The organism is Aminobacterium sp. UBA4834 (assembly GCF_002400205.1).
Lineage (GTDB): Bacteria > Synergistota > Synergistia > Synergistales > Aminobacteriaceae > Aminobacterium > Aminobacterium mobile.
Map to the genome: position 1 here is coordinate 108,051 of NZ_DHFC01000007.1, position 19,193 is coordinate 127,243.

At 42.6% G+C, this 19,193-nt stretch carries 14 protein-coding genes and 1 riboswitch; of the genes, 1 reads left to right on the forward strand and 13 read right to left on the reverse strand.

What is annotated here, in order from left to right; translation table 11 throughout:
* Positions 1 to 90: 90 nt before the first annotated feature.
* Positions 91 to 1,455, reverse strand: coding sequence for an HD domain-containing phosphohydrolase (locus B3L97_RS03370; protein WP_286933968.1), 1,365 nt, complete (start codon positions 1,453 to 1,455; stop codon positions 91 to 93).
* Between the two features lie 365 nt (positions 1,456 to 1,820).
* Between B3L97_RS03370 and B3L97_RS03375 the strand changes: the two genes are divergently transcribed.
* Positions 1,821 to 2,951 (forward strand): class I SAM-dependent RNA methyltransferase, encoded by a 1,131-nt coding sequence (locus B3L97_RS03375; protein WP_286933971.1) that lies wholly within the window; start codon positions 1,821 to 1,823, stop codon positions 2,949 to 2,951.
* A gap of 39 nt (positions 2,952 to 2,990) precedes the next feature.
* Here the strand turns inward: B3L97_RS03375 and B3L97_RS03380 are convergent, their stop codons facing one another.
* The 12 genes from B3L97_RS03380 to B3L97_RS03435 form a co-directional block, all read right to left on the reverse strand.
* Positions 2,991 to 5,549: a cation-translocating P-type ATPase gene (locus B3L97_RS03380; RefSeq protein ID WP_286933981.1), complete on the reverse strand. Its 2,559-nt coding sequence runs from the start codon at positions 5,547 to 5,549 to the stop codon at positions 2,991 to 2,993.
* A gap of 126 nt (positions 5,550 to 5,675) precedes the next feature.
* Positions 5,676 to 5,769: riboswitch (NiCo riboswitch) on the reverse strand.
* A 112-nt stretch (positions 5,770 to 5,881) separates the two neighbouring features.
* Positions 5,882 to 7,264 carry a carcinine hydrolase/isopenicillin-N N-acyltransferase family protein gene (locus B3L97_RS03385; protein ID WP_286933991.1) on the reverse strand — a complete coding sequence of 461 codons (1,383 nt, stop codon included), beginning with the start codon at positions 7,262 to 7,264 and terminating at the stop codon, positions 5,882 to 5,884.
* A 138-nt stretch (positions 7,265 to 7,402) separates the two neighbouring features.
* Complete coding sequence (locus B3L97_RS03390) at positions 7,403 to 8,287, reverse strand: isocitrate lyase/PEP mutase family protein (RefSeq protein WP_286933994.1); 885 nt, start codon at positions 8,285 to 8,287, stop codon at positions 7,403 to 7,405.
* Positions 8,265 to 10,199: a TRAP transporter permease gene (locus tag B3L97_RS03395; RefSeq protein ID WP_286933995.1), complete on the reverse strand. Its 1,935-nt coding sequence runs from the start codon at positions 10,197 to 10,199 to the stop codon at positions 8,265 to 8,267. The genes B3L97_RS03390 and B3L97_RS03395 overlap by 23 nt, the downstream gene beginning before the upstream one ends.
* Positions 10,200 to 10,286: 87 nt before the next feature.
* Positions 10,287 to 11,306: a TAXI family TRAP transporter solute-binding subunit gene (locus B3L97_RS03400; protein ID WP_286934001.1), complete on the reverse strand. Its 1,020-nt coding sequence runs from the start codon at positions 11,304 to 11,306 to the stop codon at positions 10,287 to 10,289.
* Between the two features lie 139 nt (positions 11,307 to 11,445).
* The gene (locus B3L97_RS03405) at positions 11,446 to 11,949 is read right to left on the reverse strand and encodes a 3-isopropylmalate dehydratase small subunit (RefSeq protein WP_286934005.1); all 504 of its coding nucleotides are present in this window, start codon (positions 11,947 to 11,949) and stop codon (positions 11,446 to 11,448) included.
* Between the two features lie 18 nt (positions 11,950 to 11,967).
* Positions 11,968 to 13,230: a 3-isopropylmalate dehydratase large subunit gene (locus tag B3L97_RS03410; RefSeq protein WP_286934008.1), complete on the reverse strand. Its 1,263-nt coding sequence runs from the start codon at positions 13,228 to 13,230 to the stop codon at positions 11,968 to 11,970.
* 28 nt (positions 13,231 to 13,258) lie between these two features.
* On the reverse strand, positions 13,259 to 14,650 hold the full coding sequence (locus B3L97_RS03415) for an MmgE/PrpD family protein (RefSeq protein WP_286934013.1): 1,392 nt from the start codon (positions 14,648 to 14,650) through the stop codon (positions 13,259 to 13,261).
* 27 nt (positions 14,651 to 14,677) lie between these two features.
* Positions 14,678 to 16,051 carry an MmgE/PrpD family protein gene (locus tag B3L97_RS03420; RefSeq protein ID WP_024822689.1) on the reverse strand — a complete coding sequence of 458 codons (1,374 nt, stop codon included), beginning with the start codon at positions 16,049 to 16,051 and terminating at the stop codon, positions 14,678 to 14,680.
* Positions 16,041 to 16,370, reverse strand: a complete 330-nt coding sequence (locus B3L97_RS03425) for a DUF4387 domain-containing protein (protein ID WP_024822690.1) — start codon at positions 16,368 to 16,370, stop codon at positions 16,041 to 16,043. Before B3L97_RS03425 ends, B3L97_RS03420 begins: the two co-directional genes overlap by 11 nt.
* A complete protein-coding gene (locus B3L97_RS03430) occupies positions 16,367 to 17,767 on the reverse strand; it encodes an MmgE/PrpD family protein (RefSeq protein ID WP_024822691.1) in 1,401 nt (466 codons plus the stop codon). The genes B3L97_RS03425 and B3L97_RS03430 overlap by 4 nt, the downstream gene beginning before the upstream one ends.
* Positions 17,764 to 19,155, reverse strand: a complete 1,392-nt coding sequence (locus tag B3L97_RS03435) for an acyclic terpene utilization AtuA family protein (protein ID WP_286934016.1) — start codon at positions 19,153 to 19,155, stop codon at positions 17,764 to 17,766. Before B3L97_RS03435 ends, B3L97_RS03430 begins: the two co-directional genes overlap by 4 nt.
* Positions 19,156 to 19,193: the final 38 nt, after the last annotated feature.

A 19,193-nucleotide genomic window follows, 5' to 3' on the forward strand; every position in this document is an offset into this window, starting at 1 on the left:
TCCTTACCCCTCCTTTCTAGTTCTATTCTGCCATGCATTTATAAACCAGAATCTCATGAAAAACAACCGTATTTCTCGCGGTGTCTACTTTTATTCGATCGTTATATTAAACCCCTTTTTCTTGAAAAGGCAGACACAAGCATCTACTACTTGAGGATCTAAAGCCGAACCCTTTAACCGATCCAACTCCTCTAGAGCTTCTGTTAAACCAAGAGCTGGTCTATATGGCCGATGAGAGCACATTGCTTCCACTATATCTGCTACCCCTATGATACGGGCAGACAACAATATATCATCTCCCTTTAAACCTCGAGGATACCCAGAACCATCGAGACGTTCATGATGCTGATACACAGTCTCTGCCAAGGGCCAAGGGAACTCTATGCGGCTAAGAATAATGTATCCTGCTTCTGCATGGGTTTGAACAAGATTATATTCCACCTCGTTCAAAGGACCTGGTTTACTTAAAATCTCCGAGGGAATCTCTACCTCTCCTATATCATGTATTAAAGCAGCTTTCTCTATATTTCCAATCTCCTCATCAGGCAACCCCAATTCTTCCGCTATAGCACGAGAGAGAATCGCTACCCTCTTTTGATGCCCCAAAGTTAAAGGATTTTTCTTCTCCGCTATAAGCGCCATAACTCCTATAGTCTGCTCCCAAGCCCGTAAAACTTTACTGAAATTTTGCGAGGCGGCAAGCTCTACCTCTTTTCGAAAGGAGACATCAGATATTGTACCTTGGAGGTAAATGATTTTCCCCTTCTTATCTCGCAATACTGTCGTACGTGCATCCACCCAGATGTTCTTCCCGTCTCTCGTTACAATGCGATATTCCAGAGAAAATTCCTCATCCCCAGCTTCTTCGTGTTTCTGAACCTGCTGAAGTATCCTTTGACGATCTTCCTCTTTAATGATGGAGAGGAAAGGACCTTTCTCTCCTTTAATCTCCACCGGAGTATACCCCCACTGGCTTATATTCTCAGAAACATACTCTACGGGCCAACCTTCCTCTGCTTTCCAACGAAACAAAACTACGGAGCTTTCTTTCACCACGGTCATAGCATAATATAATTGTTCGTCTCTATCATGTTCACGTGTTAAATTGTGAAAAACTAAGAATGCACTCTCCACATCTTTGCCTGAAAAAAAAGGAACCACAGAGAACTCACAAGGGAAGAAAGTTCCATCCTTGCGGACACACTGCACAATAGTTCTCGCAAATTCATCTCCTCTATTGATGCTTCGAGCTATAGAGACCGCTCGTCTCTTAAAAAAATCTGGAACTACAATGTCGATAACATTTTGGTCTAAAAGCTCATGCGTAGCATACTGAAAAAGCTTCAAAAAAGCTTCATTGGCACGCTGTATTGCCCCCAGCGCATTCACTAGCACTATAGCATCCTCAATATTATCAAAGAGACTGTTTAAAAGAGCCTTCTCACGATCCATCATGTAATTAACCAGTACCTCTCTAGATAAATTGGAAGCTTTCGCTCAAAGAGAAAATATGTACAGCACCTCTATAATTACAATAACGGGTCCAAATCCTATTAAATAGTATAACATTACCCTGGAATGATGCCTCATTAGGAACTCCCAGAAAAAACATACATAGCGCTAAATAGCGCGATAAAGTCGTTAGCTGTTTGGTTTTCGCTCTTACTAGACAGCTTACAATTTTGCCTTTATAAAATGAAATATGGTTTTGTTCTGACAGTTCAAAAACAAGACGCTCATCATGGAAGAAACGTGCTCGCAAAACAGAAAGACCAGTAGAGTTGGGAAAGAAAAACGCTCATTAGGGAAGGGGTCTCTTTATGCAAGAAAACATACCAAAGGGCTGCAATTCTTTATGTCGTGCCTGCGCTCACAGAAATATAACAAGCGAAGAAAGTGCAGAACAAAAGATGGCATGGCTAGCCCATGCGCTATCTCCTTGGGGAAAGGAGCTACGCTCCATCAAAACTCCCCTAGCTCAAGAGCGATGGGGATATCGAGAGAAAGTAAGTCTTTTAACCCAATGGAGTCAAGAAGCTCGATGGCAAATAGGCATGATAGCTCGCAAGCATTTTGTCAATCTCCAGACATGTCCTATACACTCGGAACGGGTTCGTAAAATGATTCTTTGGATTTCAGAATCAATACCTACTCCAGAAATATTTTCTCTATCTTTATATGCACAGACAGGAAAACAGGCAACTCTTATTCTAAAAACAAATGTAAAACCCGATCTTTGCTGGTTAGTCGAACACGAAAAATATCTTTCTCAAACAGGAATTGAGGGGCTTTGGCTTCATCTTCATCCTTCCGCTGGTCGTCGCCTTTTCGGGAAAAGAAATTGGCATCTTCTGTGGGGTAAACCTCGATCATATAATGAAATGGGCCTAATATATGGCCCCACAGCCTTCCAACAACTTATTCCCAATCTTTATATACAATCTCTTCGAGAGGCCCAGAATTTCCTGACGCCTCAAAAAAATGATAGTATTATAGACTTATACTGTGGAAGTGGAGCAAGTCTTAGGCTATGGACAATTTTCGGGGCTCGAACTATAGGCGTAGAAACATCAGCAGAAGCTGTAGAAAACGCCTCTATAAACGCTCCTCTTGCTCAGATCTTAAGAGGAACATGTTCCCTTCGCATTCCTCAACTCAACGAATGGGCAAAAAACACGCCCCTTCAACACCGATTAGCCTATGTCAATCCTCCTCGTGTAGGATTAGAACCAGACGTTAGGCATTGGCTCGCTACGGAATATCGCCCTCTGCGCCTCGCTTATCTTTCTTGCAATGCTGGCACTTTAGCACGAGATCTCGCTTTTTTTGAAGGAAACGGGTATTTCGTAGAACACATCACACCCTATGATTTCTTCCCCAATACATACCACGTAGAAACCCTTACCCTTCTCCAAAGAAAGGAGAATGTCCATACTTTCATCTCGGGCTAAACAAATCTCATTATGGAATATGCTCATCTTCCCTTGTTATCAAGAAAGTCTACTTTTCAAAAACAACTTTATCAGTTTAAACCACATTAAACTGAGCAAAGGCAACAAAAAGGTGATGGCTCCATCCATAAAATCCAAAGAAGAGAAGTGAAAAATCTGGCGAAGAATCGGGATGGACATAGTAGAGATAAGCATTAAAGAAGCTCCTGCTACCACTAGCCAAAAAGCCTTATTAGGGATTTTGAAAATAGTTAACGTCCCTTGTGTCCATGATCTGTTGGTCATAATAAGGCCTAAATTAGAGAGAACCAAAACAGCAAAAGTGATAGTTCGTGTCTTTTCTGGAGAAAATCCTGCGAAGACACAAGCTATGAGAACTCCAAGTGCAAGGGCAAGGACGCCCAGCCCCTGCAACACGGCTAAAGTTACAGTTGCTCTATCAAAAAGAGGCTTCAAAGGATTTCGAGGCTTTCGATCCATAATATTTTCTTCCTCCTGCTCCGCCTCAAATACTACTGAACAGGCCGGATCAATAATCAATTCCAAAAATACTATGTGAACAGGAAGTAAGACTAACGGCCATTCCTTAAAGAAAACAGGGATCAGTGACAAGCCAGCAATAGGGACATGGACAGCCACAACAAAGGCTAAAGCTTTTCGAATATTATCAAAGATACGCCGCCCCATTCGCACAGCTTTTACGATAGAGGAAAAATCGTCATCCACTAACACGAGGGCTGCCGATTCTCTAGCGACATCAGTACCACGTCCACCCATGGCTATGCCAATATGAGCACTCTTAAGGGCTGGAGCATCATTGACTCCATCCCCTGTCATGGCTGTGACCTCACCGTTGGACTTAAGAGCCTCTACGATTCTTAATTTTTGTTCTGGAACAACTCTGGCAAAAATATTGACAGAACGTATTTTTTCTTTCAACGCTTGGTCAGTCATATTTTCCAGTTCTGGACCAATGATAACAGCATCTGGATTGCGCAGTCCAATAGTCCGGGCTATATTTTTAGCCGTGCCAGGATAGTCTCCAGTAATCATGATAGTACGAATTCCTGCAGAGTAACAGCTCTGAATTGAAGCAGCTACCCCCTCACGGACTGGATCAAGAAGGCCTACAAGTCCAACAAATTCAAAATAGAAATCATGCTGAATATCTGGAAGCTTTTCCTTCTGAAATTGGGCCTTTGCAACTCCAAGAACTCGCAGCCCCTCATCGGCCATTTTCTCTACCCACTTCTCTACCTGTGCCTTTACATTTTCATCCATATGACACAAATCTACAATGGCTTCAGGAGCTCCTTTAGCTGCTATCTCCCAACTTAATCTATCTGGTGAATGCCATACATTCGACATGGCTAGCAACTCTGGCGAGAGAGGATATTCTCTTACAAGCGCCCAATTGGCATGAAGGTGTTCTGTCCCTTCCAATAACTTCTCTCCAGAACGCAAAATAGCTTTCTCCATGGGATCAAAGGGATCTTTTTGGCTGGCCAACATGGCATATTCCAGTAAAGCATGATATGTTTCAGGGAATGGATTATCGTCCTGTTCCGGCCCCCAGCACTCCCCTACAACACATAATTTCCCTATGGACATTTTATTTTGTGTGAGGGTACCAGTTTTATCTACACAAAGAACAGAAGCTGCGCCAAGAGTTTCAACTGCCGGAACTCGTCGAGTAAGCACGCCTTTCTGAGAAATTCGCCAGGCTCCCAAGGCCAAAAAAATCGTAAGGACCACTGGAAATTCCTCTGGAAGGGTGGCCATGGCTAATGCAATACCTGCAAGAATAGCCTCTAACCAGTTTCCTCGAAGCATCCCGTATACAACGACAAGGACGGAACAAAAGATCAATCCGAGAATGGAGAAATCCTTAACTATTCGGCTTGTTTCTTTTTGTAATAATGTGTCTTCTTCTTTTACAGACTGGAGGGCCTTGCCGATTGTGCCCATTTCTGTATTAATACCAATGCCTGTAACTTCAGCCACACCTTGTCCCTTGACAACCAAGGAACCGGAATAAAGGAAGGGTAAATCGTCTCCACCTGGGCGACCTGTTTCCAAATGGTCGTCCCACGGTTTTTTACGAACTGGAACAGACTCTCCTGTAAGCATAGATTCATCTACGGAAAGATTAACACCTGCAATGAGCCTAGCATCGGCAGGAACACGATCTCCCTCCGAAACTACTATGACATCACCTCGTACTACTTCTCGGCCAGGTATTCTCTTTTGCTCACCTTCCCGCATAACAAGAGCTCTCGGGCTAGAAAGATCTCGTAAGGCTTCAAGAGCTCGTTCTGTTTTTCGTTCTTGATAGATGGTAATGCTCATGACTGCAAAAACAAAAAACAGCAATAATGCCGCCTCACGCTTTTCTCCCAAGAGAAGATAAAGAATTCCACAAGCAACAAGGAGCAAAAACATCGGCTCTTTACCCACTTCTATAACTATGTGGAGGAAACTTTTATGTGCGGTGGAAGGGAGTTCGTTAAAACCTTCTATTTTCTGACGGTGATCTACTTCTGATTCAGATAAGCCCTGGATTTGAGCTGCTTGAAACAGGTCTTTAATTTCAGTCATATTTTTCTCCTCGCTTCCTCACAAAGACAGGATTCTTGCCAGATTTGCACGGGAAGTGGGTATAACAACTTCCGCCCCCAAAACGTCAGCATACGAAAAACCCCCGCTAGGACATAAGATCTATATCTACGTCCCGCGGGGGAATAAATGTTCCCGCTGCCTCATGAAGGCCCAGCTGCACCTTTTATTATATAAAGGCCGCCTGTTCACCATTTTGTGGAATTATACAGTAAGATAAGAAGCAAAGTCAATAAAGGAGATACTTAATCATAATGACAGACGGCGGTTACATACACCTAGTGCAACGAGCTCATTTTCAAGATCTGGTACCATTATTGGTTCATAGAGAGCACCAAGTTGACCATTTGAAGAAAGTTATCATTCATATCTTTTGTTGCATCTTCTCCCTTTTTGACTTTTTCCCTCACGGTATAAATAAATTTTCTCCATTCGTCATTGACCCCAGCCTCGTAGAATTCGTTATATTTAAAGCTTCCCCTTTGAGCTTCATAAACTGTTCCATCAACGAGAGCTTTAGGTGTAGCGTTTGCCCCCATCAGGAAAGGAATAGAATATCCGTAGGCTGGTAATGTTACAAAAATAGTCGTCAAAGCTTCTGGGTTTTCGGGATCAATTAAAATCGTGGCGCTCGACTGTGCTCGGGCAAAATTCCACAAGGCAGAGTGTTTTGAAACCTTGGGTGAATTAACTAATTCAATAGTTATATTCCCATAGTTTGTGACAAGGGCATCTTCAGGCGAACCATAATCATTTTCCCTAGAGACAGTGAAATATATCCCCTCATATTCATCCCCTGCATATACAAGAGGAGGGCTCTCTCTTTCTTCTATAATCTTATAGCAATTATCCGCTATCTGAAGAATTTTCCCTCTTGCATCAACAAACAAATAATTAGTCCCTAACTTTCCACTGGCAATATATCCCTTCTCTGCAAAAGAATGGAGAACTTCTTTTGCTTCGTCAATGTTTTTACAGTGCTCAGCGATATAACGGGGAATGTAGTGATTCATAAATCCGTCATATTTAGGAGGATCTACGTAGGGTAGCTCTCCCTCGTAAGGACCAACATAACATTCTTTATGTTGCCACTGTGCTGGGACATCTGCGCCTCCTGCAAGACCTTTCTCGTTAACAAAAAACGACACTCCTGTATCTGCAGTACCCATTTCTCCGAAAAACTTATAAGGTTTTTTATCACCTGGAGGCACTTTTGTTATTTTCTTAAGATAGGCTGATTGTAGATCTACAGCGGTTTCCCTCGTTTTATGAAAAATAATCTGTCCATCCCTTGTTGCCGGTGGAGCAACTGCAAATGAAGTACATCCTACTCCTTCATAAAGAAGGGCTAAATCCCTGTATCTTCCAAAAGTGAAAGCAATGTAAAGCTCCCGGTCTATTCCAACCTTATCAGCAATAGCGTTAAGTTCATCGATCCAATAAGAACAATTAATCTTCTTGGAAAGATCTATTGAAAGCTTCGCGAATTGCCTTAGCTGGTCTTCTTTACCCTCAGCTCGTGACATAAATGTATTGTATGCCTTTAAAATAGAATCTCGGTTGACTTCTCCCCACATTGCCCCTACTTCAGCTGCTGATCCTTGCAAAAAAATCACTTCACCTGAAGGGGCTGCAGCAAAAACAGAAGTACTAAAAAGAACCGTTATAGCCGTCATTAACACTATTAAACGCTTCATTTTAATGCCTCCTTTTGATAAGAATGGAGGAGTTTTTACCTCCTCCATTCTTAAAAAAATAGAGCACCCCAAAAACTCTTTCTTCTACTTGCTACATACACTTAGTACAACGTGCACATTCCACTCTATAAAATCTTGTTAGGATTGAGGCAAGTACTGATTTTCCAACTCTCTGAAAATATTAAAACCTACGAGTTCTTTAAAATCTTTAAAGGGTGCCACTAAATCATTTCGCCCTTCTGCTATTTTATCCCCGCTTATCGCTTCAAGGTATGTTGTCATTCCCTTAATAGCTGCAAATAACGGACCAACAGGAATACTGACCCGACCGACTTGCATCTTTTTCAAAGTTTCAATGGGGATAAGAGGGGTTTTCCCGCCACTCACTGCATCGAATAAGTTGATACTAATTGGAGCTTTTACTTCATCAATAATTTTTTGAATTTGCTCTTTTGATTGTGGAGCCTCAACAAAAATTAAATCAGCTCCTGCATCTGCATAAACATTAGCTCTTTTTATAGCCTCATCAACTCCAGCTACAGCAATAGCATCTGTACGAGCATTAATAACAAAGTCGGGATCCAGTTCATTTTTCGCAGCGACACAAGCTTCGATCTTCAGAACCATTTCTTCCTTAGAAATAATCTGTTTCCCTTCAAGGTGCCCACATCGCTTAGGGAAAAGTTGATCTTCAATATTCATACCAGCAGCACCAATACGGATCAATTCTTTCGTCACGTACATGGCGTTAATACTACTTCCAAACCCCGTATCGGCATCAGCCATGACAGGTATATTCACTGCATTCACTATATTTTTGGTAAAACTCAACATTTCCCCGAAAGAAAGAAATGCCATATCAGGCAAACCAAGCCACGTGGCAGATAGCCCAAAACCACTCACCTGAAGAGCTTCAAAACCAGCCTTTTCTATGAGCTTTGCAGAAATGGCATCATGGGCTCCTGGACAAACAAGTGCTCTTCTTTCAAAAATCATTTTTTTAAGACTGGTTGTTTTTCTCAATGTTAATTCCCCCATCAACAAGAATACGTTCTCGCTTTAAAAGTGCCCTGTTCCATACAAAAGCCACAACCACGGCTATTCCACCGGCTATAGAAACTCCAACGTTCGGAAATAGGAGCAAAATACCACCTACTAAAAAAAGAACTCGGCTCATTAAAGCCGCAACGCCCTTTCCAAACCCGAAAAAACCATACGCTATTGCTATAGAACCCACAAAACCAGTAACTCCATGACATAAAATAGAAGGGAGCGGTCCTCTGCCCACAAGAGATGGATTGAGGGCAAAAAAATAAGGCAGTATAAACGCTACAGCTCCAAGTTTAATGGCATTAAGCCCAGTCTTTACCCAGTCTCCCTTAGAAATACTGGCTGCAGCAACAGCTGCGGTACAGGTAGGAGGAGTTACCCCTCCTAAGATCGCCCAATAAATAAAGAAGAGATGAGCTGCAACCTCGTCAATGCCAATTTTCAACAACGGAGGAACGAGAATAGAGACAGAAAGGACGTAAGTGGGGACTACTGGTAGAGATGTGCCTAAAATAAACGGAACAATTGTGGCAACAAGAAGGGCTATAAAAACATTGGATCCTCCGTGCCTTAATATCAATCCACTTATTTTAGGAGCTATGCCCGTAATTCCAATGAGGTTCACCAACACACTGACGGAAACAAGAATTGGAACAATTCTTGCTACATCGGCTCCTCCCTCAGCAAGCGCCGATAAAATTTTTTGGGGTGTTTCTTTGATTTTCCCTTTCGTAAAATCACATATGGCCAATATTATTATGGTAGAGATACTCGCGTAAAAACCTGCCTTAAGAAGAGGCTGTCCCACTGTTATAAGATAAAGAAGAATAACGGTGGGGATAATAAGTCCCGCCATCCGCTCAAAAGTAAGTATATCTTTCCACTTAGGAATCTCCTCTTCAGGGACGGCAGAGAGCCCCCTCCGCTTCGTCTGAAAATGAACACCGCTGAATACCCCCGTATAAAAGAGGAAGCATGGTAGTATGGCGTAACCTATGATCTTCATATAAGAGATATTCAGGAATTCAGCCATCATAAAAGCCGTAATACTCATAATTGGAGGAGTAATGCCTCCTCCGGAAGAGGCTATGGCTTCTACCGCTCCTGCAAATTCAGGGCGATATCCAAGGCGCTTCATAAGCGGAATAGTATAGCTTCCTGTAACCATAACATTTGCTACAGAACTGCCCGAAATGCTTCCAAAGAGGGCACTTGAGACTACCGCCGCCTTCGCCGGTCCTCCAACAAAACGACCTGTAAGAGCTAGCGCTAAATCAATAAAGGTTTTACCTCCTCCTGTAGCAGACAGTAATGATCCGAAGATAATAAACATAGCTATAAAGGTAGCGGACATACCGGTGACACTACCGAACAACCCGAGGGGAGAAAAATATATAGAGTTCATAATAAACTCAAAGGACAATCCTCGTATCTTCCAAATTCCTCCTAAATGAGGAGCTACGTATATATAGAGGAAAAGCAAAGTGACAATAATAGGAATAGCTGGTCCTACAGTTCGACGGGCAGCTTCTAAAACAATAATCATAAGTGCTGTTCCTAAAACAAGATCGAACGTTGTGGCCCCGCCAGGATTCATGTAAATTCCAAGAGCTTTACTTATGGCATTTATACATGCAATAGCAATAATTGCGATAAGGAATATATCCCAAAGATATGAACGATCATTATTGTTCTCCTCTCCTTGACGGAAAGGGCAGTTGAGTAACGCTATGGAAACCCCAAGGGCAACATGAAGAGCCCTCACTTGTATATCGAGTAAGTGCTGGAAAAACATGGGAACGATCAATTGTGTGAGAGAAAAAATAATACCGCTCCAGAACAAAATCTTATCTACATGTTTTTTGAAAAAGTTTTGTAAATCCACCCTGTTCTACCCCCCTTGTTGACTTACTCTTTTCGAGGGTGCGGGAGGTAGGAAGAAATCCTACCTCCATTTTTACTATAGGATTTTTTACTTATACTCTGGTGGAATAAAATATTCTGGCACTTCTATGCCTTTCTCTTTCGCATAACGAATGAGTCCGGCATGGGCAGGAATAAAAGCATCCTCTGGCGCATATTTAAAGTAGTCTGCCACAGGATCCCATCCTTTTACAGGAGAGTAAGCTGCCGCCACTTCTTCAAAACCTTCCATATAGGATTTAATAATGTTATAAGCCACCTCTTCAGACATATCCGCAGTAGCTACAGCCCCTGCTATAGGACACTCTTCCCATATAGGGCCTACATCGGGAAGTTGAGAGATAGTTCCTTTTTCGGTCTTTAAAAAGCTCATGCTAGGAATCTTTTCCCGTATTTTTTTCACATCTTCTTCTGAATATCCAATAACTGTTAATGGGTTCGTAATATTGACTTCTATCAGGGAAGCATCCATAGAATTTAACCCACTGGATTTCTGAAGCCCCACTATACGCCCTTCTTTCAGCGCATTTACTGCGTCTCCATACGCCATGGGCATAAGATTAATTTTCGTTCCCAAAATATCGTTATACTGCATAATGTAAGAAGCAGAAGCAGATCCTGGGATGCCTGGACAAAATCTCTTCCCTGCAAAATCCCCAAAAGATTTTATGCCGGCATCTTTTCTTACATAGAGACGATCGGCAAATACATTTCTCAAAAAGAGCCATCGAACGTTTGTATAAGGTTTTTCACCTTCGAAAGCTCCCTTGCCTTCATAAAGCTGAAGAGTAGATGGCAAATCGATACAGAGAGCAAAGTCAAAGACTCCATCGCGTACTTTTTTAAGATTATCTATACCGGCACCACTCTCAACTACCGTTACGTTAAGCCCTACATTGGCCTTATTAATTACGTTGGCAGTAGCTACGCACCATGCGTAAACACCAGAGGCAGAAGAGGTACTTCCCATGTTCAAACTGGCCTCGCTCCCATATCCTGCGCCAACGATCCCGAAAGAGAAGATCACCAGCAGACATAAAACAAATAACACTTTCCAATTTTTCTGCATTGTGGTTCCCCCTTTTTTTACTTTGGTCGTTTCATTCCAAAGATCTTGTTCTCCTAAATACGATCTAAGGAAAAGCCCGGGCCTTTTTTATTTTTTAGTAACGAGTAGCCTTTCATCCCCCCTTTTTAAGGTTCTGCTTTCACTTCGCTATAGGTAACGTAAAGGTTTTGTTCTTTTTCAGATAGGGCGTTAGGCCTCCTTCAGAAAGAATGCTAATCATTATTTCTGGAAGAGGTCCCATATGGATTTGTTGGTTTGTTGTGAGGTTATAAATTTTCTGTGAGGATAAGTCTATTTCCAATAAATCTTGATCTTGTATCTTATCTGTATTACAAATAAGAGCTGGAACACCTAAATTAATAGCATTTCTAAAAAATATACGCGCAAAAGATTTCGCTAAAATGGCACCAACTTTTGCATACTTCAGAGCAAGGACAGCCTGTTCCCGTGAAGAGCCACAACCAAAATTCCAGCCTGCCACCACGTAATCCCCTGGCTCCATTTTCTTATAAAATCCCGGCGAAATATCTTCAAAGACATGCTCTGCTAAAAAATTGTAATCGAGAGTTTTTGTATACTTCCCAGCTATAATGTAATCTGTATTTATATTGTCATCAAATTTATGAGCTTTTCCTTGAGCCATAAATTCCCCCCTCCTCATTCATTCTAAAAACTGTCGAGGGTCAGTAATACGTCCCTTTACCGCCGAGGCAGCACAAGTAGCAGGGGAGGCCAGATAAATATTAGCTTTATTATTCCCCATACGGCCCTTAAAATTTCTGTTAGCTGTGGAGAGTACCACTTCTCCATCGCTAGGAACTCCTAAATGAGTGCCAGGACACGGGCCACACCCTGGAGGAATAATAATGGCGCCAGCCTGAACAAGAGTTTCTATAATCCCTTCCTGCAAGGCTGAAACTAAAACATGGCGGGATGCTGGCGCTACAAGTAAGCGACAACGAGGATGTACTTTTTTATCTCTCAATATAGCCGCAGCAATTCTAAGATCTTCTAATCTACCGTTCGTACACGTACCTACAAAAACTTGATGGATTTCCGTTCCCGCAAGTTCTTCTACGGGGCATACGTTATCAACCGCATGTGGAGATGCCATCTGAGGAACAATAGAGTCTGCCGCTATTTCTATAGTATTTTTATACTCAACATTATCATCATCGAAGACAGGAGAATAGTTTTTTTGAGTTCTTTCTGCCAAGTATGCTTCTGTTTTCTCGTCACACTCCATAATCCCCACTTTCGCCCCGCACTCAATTGCCATATTGCACAAGGTGAGCCTTTGAGAAACATCCATTGCATTAATAGTTTCCCCCGCGAAATGGAGCGCCAGATAGTCCGCTCCATCCGACCCCAGTTGGCCTATAGTATAAAGTATCAGATCTTTAGCGTACGTCCCCTGAGCCATGGATCCATAATAAGAAATTTTGAGAGTTTCAGGGACCTTCATCCATAGCTGCCCTGTGAGCATCACTCCGCTCATATCTGTAGAACCTATTCCAAACGCAATGGCATTCAAAGCACCATAAGTACAGGTATGAGAATCGCAACCTACCACTATTTCCCCCGGAGTAACAAGGCCCTGCTCTACCATAAGCTGATGGCATATTCCCTCTCCGCCTTCAAAAAGACGTACTTCCTGTTCTCCGGCAAAATGGCGCATCATCGCATGAAGAAAACTTACCTGTTCATTGGGACAAGGTACGGCATGATCAAGAACAAGAACGAACCTCGATGGATCCCATATTTTATTCTCTCCATATTCGAGAAATGCCTGTATGGCCCGAGGGGCCGTGCTATCATGAGCCATAGCCATATCTACGTTCACGATAGCAAAGTCCCCCGCCCGCACGTCCTGACCGCAATGAGAAGATATAATTTTTTCAACAATAGTTCTCCCTTTGGTCATATTTATGCCTCCACCTTCACTGCTACGATTACGTATCTCTTCTTAACAAAGCGGTGAGGTGTCTGATGTTTTCTACTTCTTCTAGATTCAAAACAGTGTCAGCTATTTTCTTTCTTCGCTCTTCGTCTTCAAATACTCGACCTGCCAGAGAATTAAATTTCCAAAGAAGTTCTTCTTTCGAGAAAGGATTAAGCGGATGCCCCTTGGGATACTCATTTTTTAGATGGAATGTCTGACCGTTATTCAAATCAATCTCAACGGTAATGGTATAACGAAGCTCTCGAGGAAGATTCTCTATATCAGGATTGGTATAAACTTCCACTTTTCTCGCTAAATCAAGAATTTTAGGATCCTGTATTTTTTCTTCTGTGAACTGCTCTACAAAGGCGTTGCCTTCAAGAAGCGTGACAGCACACACATACGGATGGCTCAACTGTGCCGATACAACACTCGTTATCTCATCTGCAGGAACAGAATATTTATGAGTGATAGACGTGGTTCCTACCCTGATTTTCTTTATATCTTCAGGTTTTATTTCAGGATGGTCCGCTCTGAATTTTCGCAAGGCATCTATAGTTGTATGCTTGCTCCGGCAGGTCGAGTAAAACTTCAGCCCAATACCCAGTAACTCCCAACGACTGCCAAGTTCCCCAGCTGTACGCTCTATATCGTATACATCATCTGTGAAACAATTATAGAATCCACCAAACTTATTTTCAAAAACATCTTCAATACCGGTAAAACCTTCTTTTGCAAGGAGACCTCCCAAGATAGCTCCCTCAGAAGATTTAGAAGGTACAATTCGTTTGGCCATAGAGGCGAACTGAACAGCCTGAAGTCCACTTGACCAATTGCCTGTAATTCCCATTGCATGAACCATTTGTTCTTTAGAGAGCCCCAACATTTTGCCTACCCCAGCGGCAGAACCGAAAGGACAACATGAGCCCGTATTATTAAAACCTTGGTGGGCCAATTCAGTGCCAATAGGAGCAGCTATTCGACAAGCAACTTCAAAAGCTAGAACAGCAGATGTAAGAAAATCTTTGCCAGAAACATTGCCTAAAGTTTCCGCGAAAGCGGTAATACATCCAAGAACTCCGGTGGCAACATGTATAATGCCATCAGTATGAGTATCATCAAGTTCGAAAGAGTTGATAGCAGCGCCATTGAGCATCATAGCTGCTGTTACAGATGTTTTTTGGCTGGTCCCCCATATAGAGGCTTCCTGTCTATCCGTTCTCTCTAGAAGAACATCTCTATAAATCTTCATCCAAGGCGTAGTGGAGCCGAAAAGCCCGCAACCGTAAGCATCAAGAAGTACGTTTTTAAGATGGAACACAACTTCTTGAGGGATATCCTCGTACTTAAGGTTCACTATAAACTGAGAAAGACTATCGTTAATTCTGTCTGCCGTGGCCATCTAATGCTCTCCTCCTTTTCTGGTTCCCTAATATGACAGCATTTTGGTAAGATCCACTATTGGTTTTTCTGTTGGGTCTCCACTCATAACCCAGTTCATAACCTTGTCTGCTTTCTCACCAGAAAAAATATTATGTGTAACTTCTTTAAATTTTTCCCGTAGATCTTCGTCAGACATGGGATTTAATGGGTCTCCCTTGGCGTAATCTACAGTGGAACTCCATATTTGACCGTCTTTATTTCTGATTTCCACGATAGTGGTGCGCTTTTCAGGATAAGAGGCTTGAATCACAGGATCTTCCTCTATAACTATTTTTTGGGCTAAAGCTTTGATACGATCATCTTTAATGTTTTCTTCCGTATATTCCTGAAGCCCAGCTTTCCCCCTCACTAACATGGAACCTATGCCATACTGTATGCTCAACCGGGCGTGAAGCACTGTCTGATAGTCTGGGATATCGGAACCCTGTTTAGCATTTTGGTGGGTTCGAACCCGTATGCTCTCTATATCTTCGAGCGTAACAACATGCTCATTCTGAATATTCTGTACGGCTTCGACAGCATAATGGACGTAACGACAGGAACAATAAGGCTTGAAATAAATTTTCTGGAATTCCCACTCTTTTCCTAAATTTCGATCTACTATTTCAGGGGTAAAGGCATGAGAGAAACAATGGGCAAACCCTAAACGCCCTTCTAGAATTTCTTGAGGGCCTGTAAAGCCTTTTCGGGCCAGATATGCTGCGAAAATTCCATTCCTCGCAGCATTTCCAGGATGAAGGTGTTTTACAAAAGATCCGTCAATTTCGTATTGGTTAATGCCAGAAGCCAAACTTCCCACAATCCCCATTGCAGAAATTAACTCTTCAAGAGAGAGCCCCAACAGCTTAGAGCTTACCACTGTAGTTCCAAAGGTTCCCACAGTTCCTGTCGGATGAAAACCCTTTAAATAATGAGAAGGGTTTACGGACGTTCCTATACGTAAAGAGACCTCGTACCCTAAAGCCAGGGCTAACAGAATATTTGCAAGGCTAGCATTACATTGTTCCCCCAATGCTAAAGCAGTGGGGATCATAGAAGCCCCTGGGTGATAGGTAGCATATTTAGATCCGTCGTCAAGTTCAAGAGCATGAGCTGCAACCCCATTAGCCAAAGCTGCATAAGATGCCTCCAATTTTTGAGATGCCCCAATTACTGTGGCATTTCCTGCTGTTCCATGTTCTTTAACAAAGTCTTGAATAACTTTTGCTGAATCAGCTAAGGCCGCCCCAGCAATAATGACCCCAATCGTATCTAAGAGACATCGTTTAGCCTGGTGAATAACGGCTTCTGGAAGATCACCGTAAGAAGCCGTTATAGCAAACTTCGCAAGTTCTCTGGAAAGAGTAGTCTTACTCTCCATCCCATGGAACCTCCAAAGAGAAAAGCGGGGCGTATTGCTGACAACCGTATACATCCGTTTCACTGGGCCCGCCGCTCGCTATAGATCTTCGTATATTGGCCTTGATCCCCATACCCGGATCAAAGAACATGAAGTCTAAAACTTTGTCTTTTGGGATATCATAAGCCTGAGCTATAGCTTCCTGAGTAATAACTCCACTTTTTTTCACTTTTTCATATACTGAACGGTCGTCAAAAATAATTTCCAGGGTAATCATGAAACTCCCGGCATTCTTGCTCCTCACCGTTCGTGCCAAATTACATATATTTTTTGTTTTCATGAGTGAAACCTCCCGAAGTGGTTAACTATTTCCCCATAGGAGACTTCGTCCTGGGGCTTTTTCACACAAAGCTCCCATAGCCCATTAAAAAACTCTTGGGGATAGTAGGGACCTACCATACCGGCCAGTTTTTCCACTAAATCTTCATCTGTAACTGGATTTTCAGGTTCGCCCTTAGCTACTGGAATCCCTTTTTCAAACTGTCGACCATCATGAAGAGTAATGTTTATCCATGCTCCTCGTTCTTCTGGATAGATTCGATTCATCTCTTCATCTTCTTCTATGCGCACTTTAAGAGCTGTTTCTCTCAAAACAGGATCAGCCAATGTTTTTGCATCATAATCTTGCAACGTTACATTTCCACGCTCAAGAGCTATAGCCACGGAGAAAGGAAGGCTAAACATGGCTTCTTCAAACGTATGAGGAACAAAAATCTTTCCCACTTCAGCAATACCTAAAGCATAGGTTTTAACATGAATAGACTTTACGTCTTCAACGGACAACCCCAGTCTTTTCTTCCCTTCTCTAGCAAGATCTACAGCTGCGTGACAATGACGGCACGTGGGATAGAGCTTCGTATAGGTGTACATAATTTCCCATCGTTTCCCTAAAGCTCCCAGAAGAGCCTCTTCTGAAAACTCGTTGTTACACATGGCTTTTAACCACCCATGCTCGCCTTCAAAAAGAGTGCGAGGACCTTTGGCACCTCGATCTACTAAATCTGCTGCTAATACTCCGCCCAAAGCAGCTTTCCCTGGCTGAAGAGGTTTTATACCGGGATGATCGTGAAGCATTTCTTGTAAGCCAGCACTCTGTAATCCTCCAAGAGATACGGAGTAAGCAAAACGTTGGGCATCGAAATTTTTAAGGTATGCGCATGCGGCTGCTGCTCCGAGGGCACCACATGTACCTGTAGAGTGAAACCCTCGCTTGAGATGAGAAGGATTAATAGCTCTTGCTGCTCTCAGCATCACATCGTAACCAATAATGATAGCCTCTAGAAGCTTCGTAAAGGAAGCGTTATCTCTTTCAGACATGGCGAGAACTGCAGGAATTATGGCTACTGCTGGATGGCACGTTCCCCACCTATGCCCATCATCTAGCTCTATGGAATGACCTAACACACCCAAAGCTAAAGCTGCATGCATAGCTGGGACTTGATTCCCGTGGCAAAGGATAGTAGCTTCCCTCGCTCCACCTATATGGTGGAGATACGATGCACACTGTGACTGAAAAGTACCCGTCTGAAATCCCACGGCAACTTCAGAGAGAAAATCCACAAGTACACGCCGAGCCTTATTTATTACCTCAGGAGTCATACAATGTTTCCCTTTTTCTACATAAAACCGGCTCAGTTGGGAAAGATAGGTCTGATCCAAGGCAATATCGCCTATCATTTGTTTTTTCCCACCATCTCAAAGTGATAACGGAAAATTTTGTTATCAAGGGGATCTTCCAGAGCTAAAAGATGATCAATAGTCCAGCGATAACACTTATTTTGAGGGAAGAGAGGTTCATCGGTAAGAAGGGCTACAGAGCCACCGGAAGAATTCATCTGTCCAGGGTAACTCATGTAAAAGAAACGGAATTTAGCACACTTAGCTACTGTAGTAGCCAGTTCTAAATCCTGAGAAATAACTTCAATAAAAACTCCCAATTCATGGGACTGGGTTTTTATCACAGGCTCATATTCTTTCATTACCGCATTACGACCAAAGACGTGGAAGAACAGCTGATAATCCTTATCTCTAGATGGGCCGATAATATGAGAAACTTTTTTTCTCGTATCTTCTATGATCATATCAATATGTTCTATAGCTCGAGGATCGCGAATACCAACAAAGTGATACACCCTATGTCCAGCCTCTCCAGCTCCCTCTAGTTTCACCTTATAGGAGCCATCAGGAGATGGAGCAAACGTGCTTCCAGAAACCTTAGCGATTCTATCTGTCACAGTTTCATATACGCTCTCATGCATATCGAGAATTCCACCGGGTAATCCTTGTACAAAAGGATTGGTACGTTCGTACATAGAGTGAGCCGCAAGACTATGAGGGGTCGCTCTTTGTTTCGGGTGCATAGGTTCAATAGTGAAATGGTCATGATGAACGGTAGCAATAATAGATTCTTTTACCATTTGAGGCCAACAGACTAGAGAGGCACATTCTGCTGCTTTCCCCATATGAAGGCTAATTCCCTTATGAAACCCCTTAAAAATAGGATATGCGGCCAATACAGCGTCATCACAGGCTCGTCCTGCAATAATCACATCTGCGCCCTGTTCCAAGGCATAAAGAAACTGTTCGACCCCCATACTAGCAGTCACGTTTGTTGTTTGATCGATAACTTCTTTTGTAAGGGGAAAATCTGCTTCAAGGGGTTCTGTTTCGCCTCGTTCAACTCGTCTTAAAAGCTCTTCCTTATCAACTTGGGAATAAATGAGAGCCATTTTGAAAGGTTTTAAGCTGTGGTCCTTCGCAATGTCACGAATAAGGTTTCCATACAAATCTACAGTCCGATCAGTTCCTGTAGTACTGCATGACCCTACAATCATTGGTACGTTTTTCTTCCTAGACTCCACAAGCATAACTTCAAGGTCATGTCTTTCCCACTCAATTGGATTATGCGGTTTATCCGCTCCTAAAAAAGTAGGTCCGGCATCAGCAGTTCCAGCATCAGCGGCAAAACAATCAATATGATGTTTCACCCCTTCGTAAAAAGATTCCTCCTCAATAATGTTGTCTCCTAAGTTACCAGTAGACACGAGAAGTGAACATTTCTCCACAACATTCCCTCCTCTTTTTTCGGAAATTGATTTCCGTT

Coding starts and splice junctions, on each gene's coding strand:
- B3L97_RS03410 (WP_286934008.1), bottom strand. CDS start 13,230: ATGACCAAAGGGAGAACTATTGTTGAAAAAATTATATCTTCTCATTGC.
- B3L97_RS03425 (WP_024822690.1), bottom strand. CDS start 16,370: ATGAAAACAAAAAATATATGTAATTTGGCACGAACGGTGAGGAGCAAG.
- B3L97_RS03405 (WP_286934005.1), bottom strand. CDS start 11,949: ATGGCTCAAGGAAAAGCTCATAAATTTGATGACAATATAAATACAGAT.
- B3L97_RS03370 (WP_286933968.1), bottom strand. CDS start 1,455: ATGATGGATCGTGAGAAGGCTCTTTTAAACAGTCTCTTTGATAATATT.
- B3L97_RS03375 (WP_286933971.1), top strand. CDS start 1,821: ATGCAAGAAAACATACCAAAGGGCTGCAATTCTTTATGTCGTGCCTGC.
- B3L97_RS03430 (WP_024822691.1), bottom strand. CDS start 17,767: ATGATAGGCGATATTGCCTTGGATCAGACCTATCTTTCCCAACTGAGC.
- B3L97_RS03420 (WP_024822689.1), bottom strand. CDS start 16,051: ATGGAGAGTAAGACTACTCTTTCCAGAGAACTTGCGAAGTTTGCTATA.
- B3L97_RS03380 (WP_286933981.1), bottom strand. CDS start 5,549: ATGACTGAAATTAAAGACCTGTTTCAAGCAGCTCAAATCCAGGGCTTA.
- B3L97_RS03400 (WP_286934001.1), bottom strand. CDS start 11,306: ATGCAGAAAAATTGGAAAGTGTTATTTGTTTTATGTCTGCTGGTGATC.
- B3L97_RS03415 (WP_286934013.1), bottom strand. CDS start 14,650: ATGGCCACGGCAGACAGAATTAACGATAGTCTTTCTCAGTTTATAGTG.
- B3L97_RS03385 (WP_286933991.1), bottom strand. CDS start 7,264: ATGAAGCGTTTAATAGTGTTAATGACGGCTATAACGGTTCTTTTTAGT.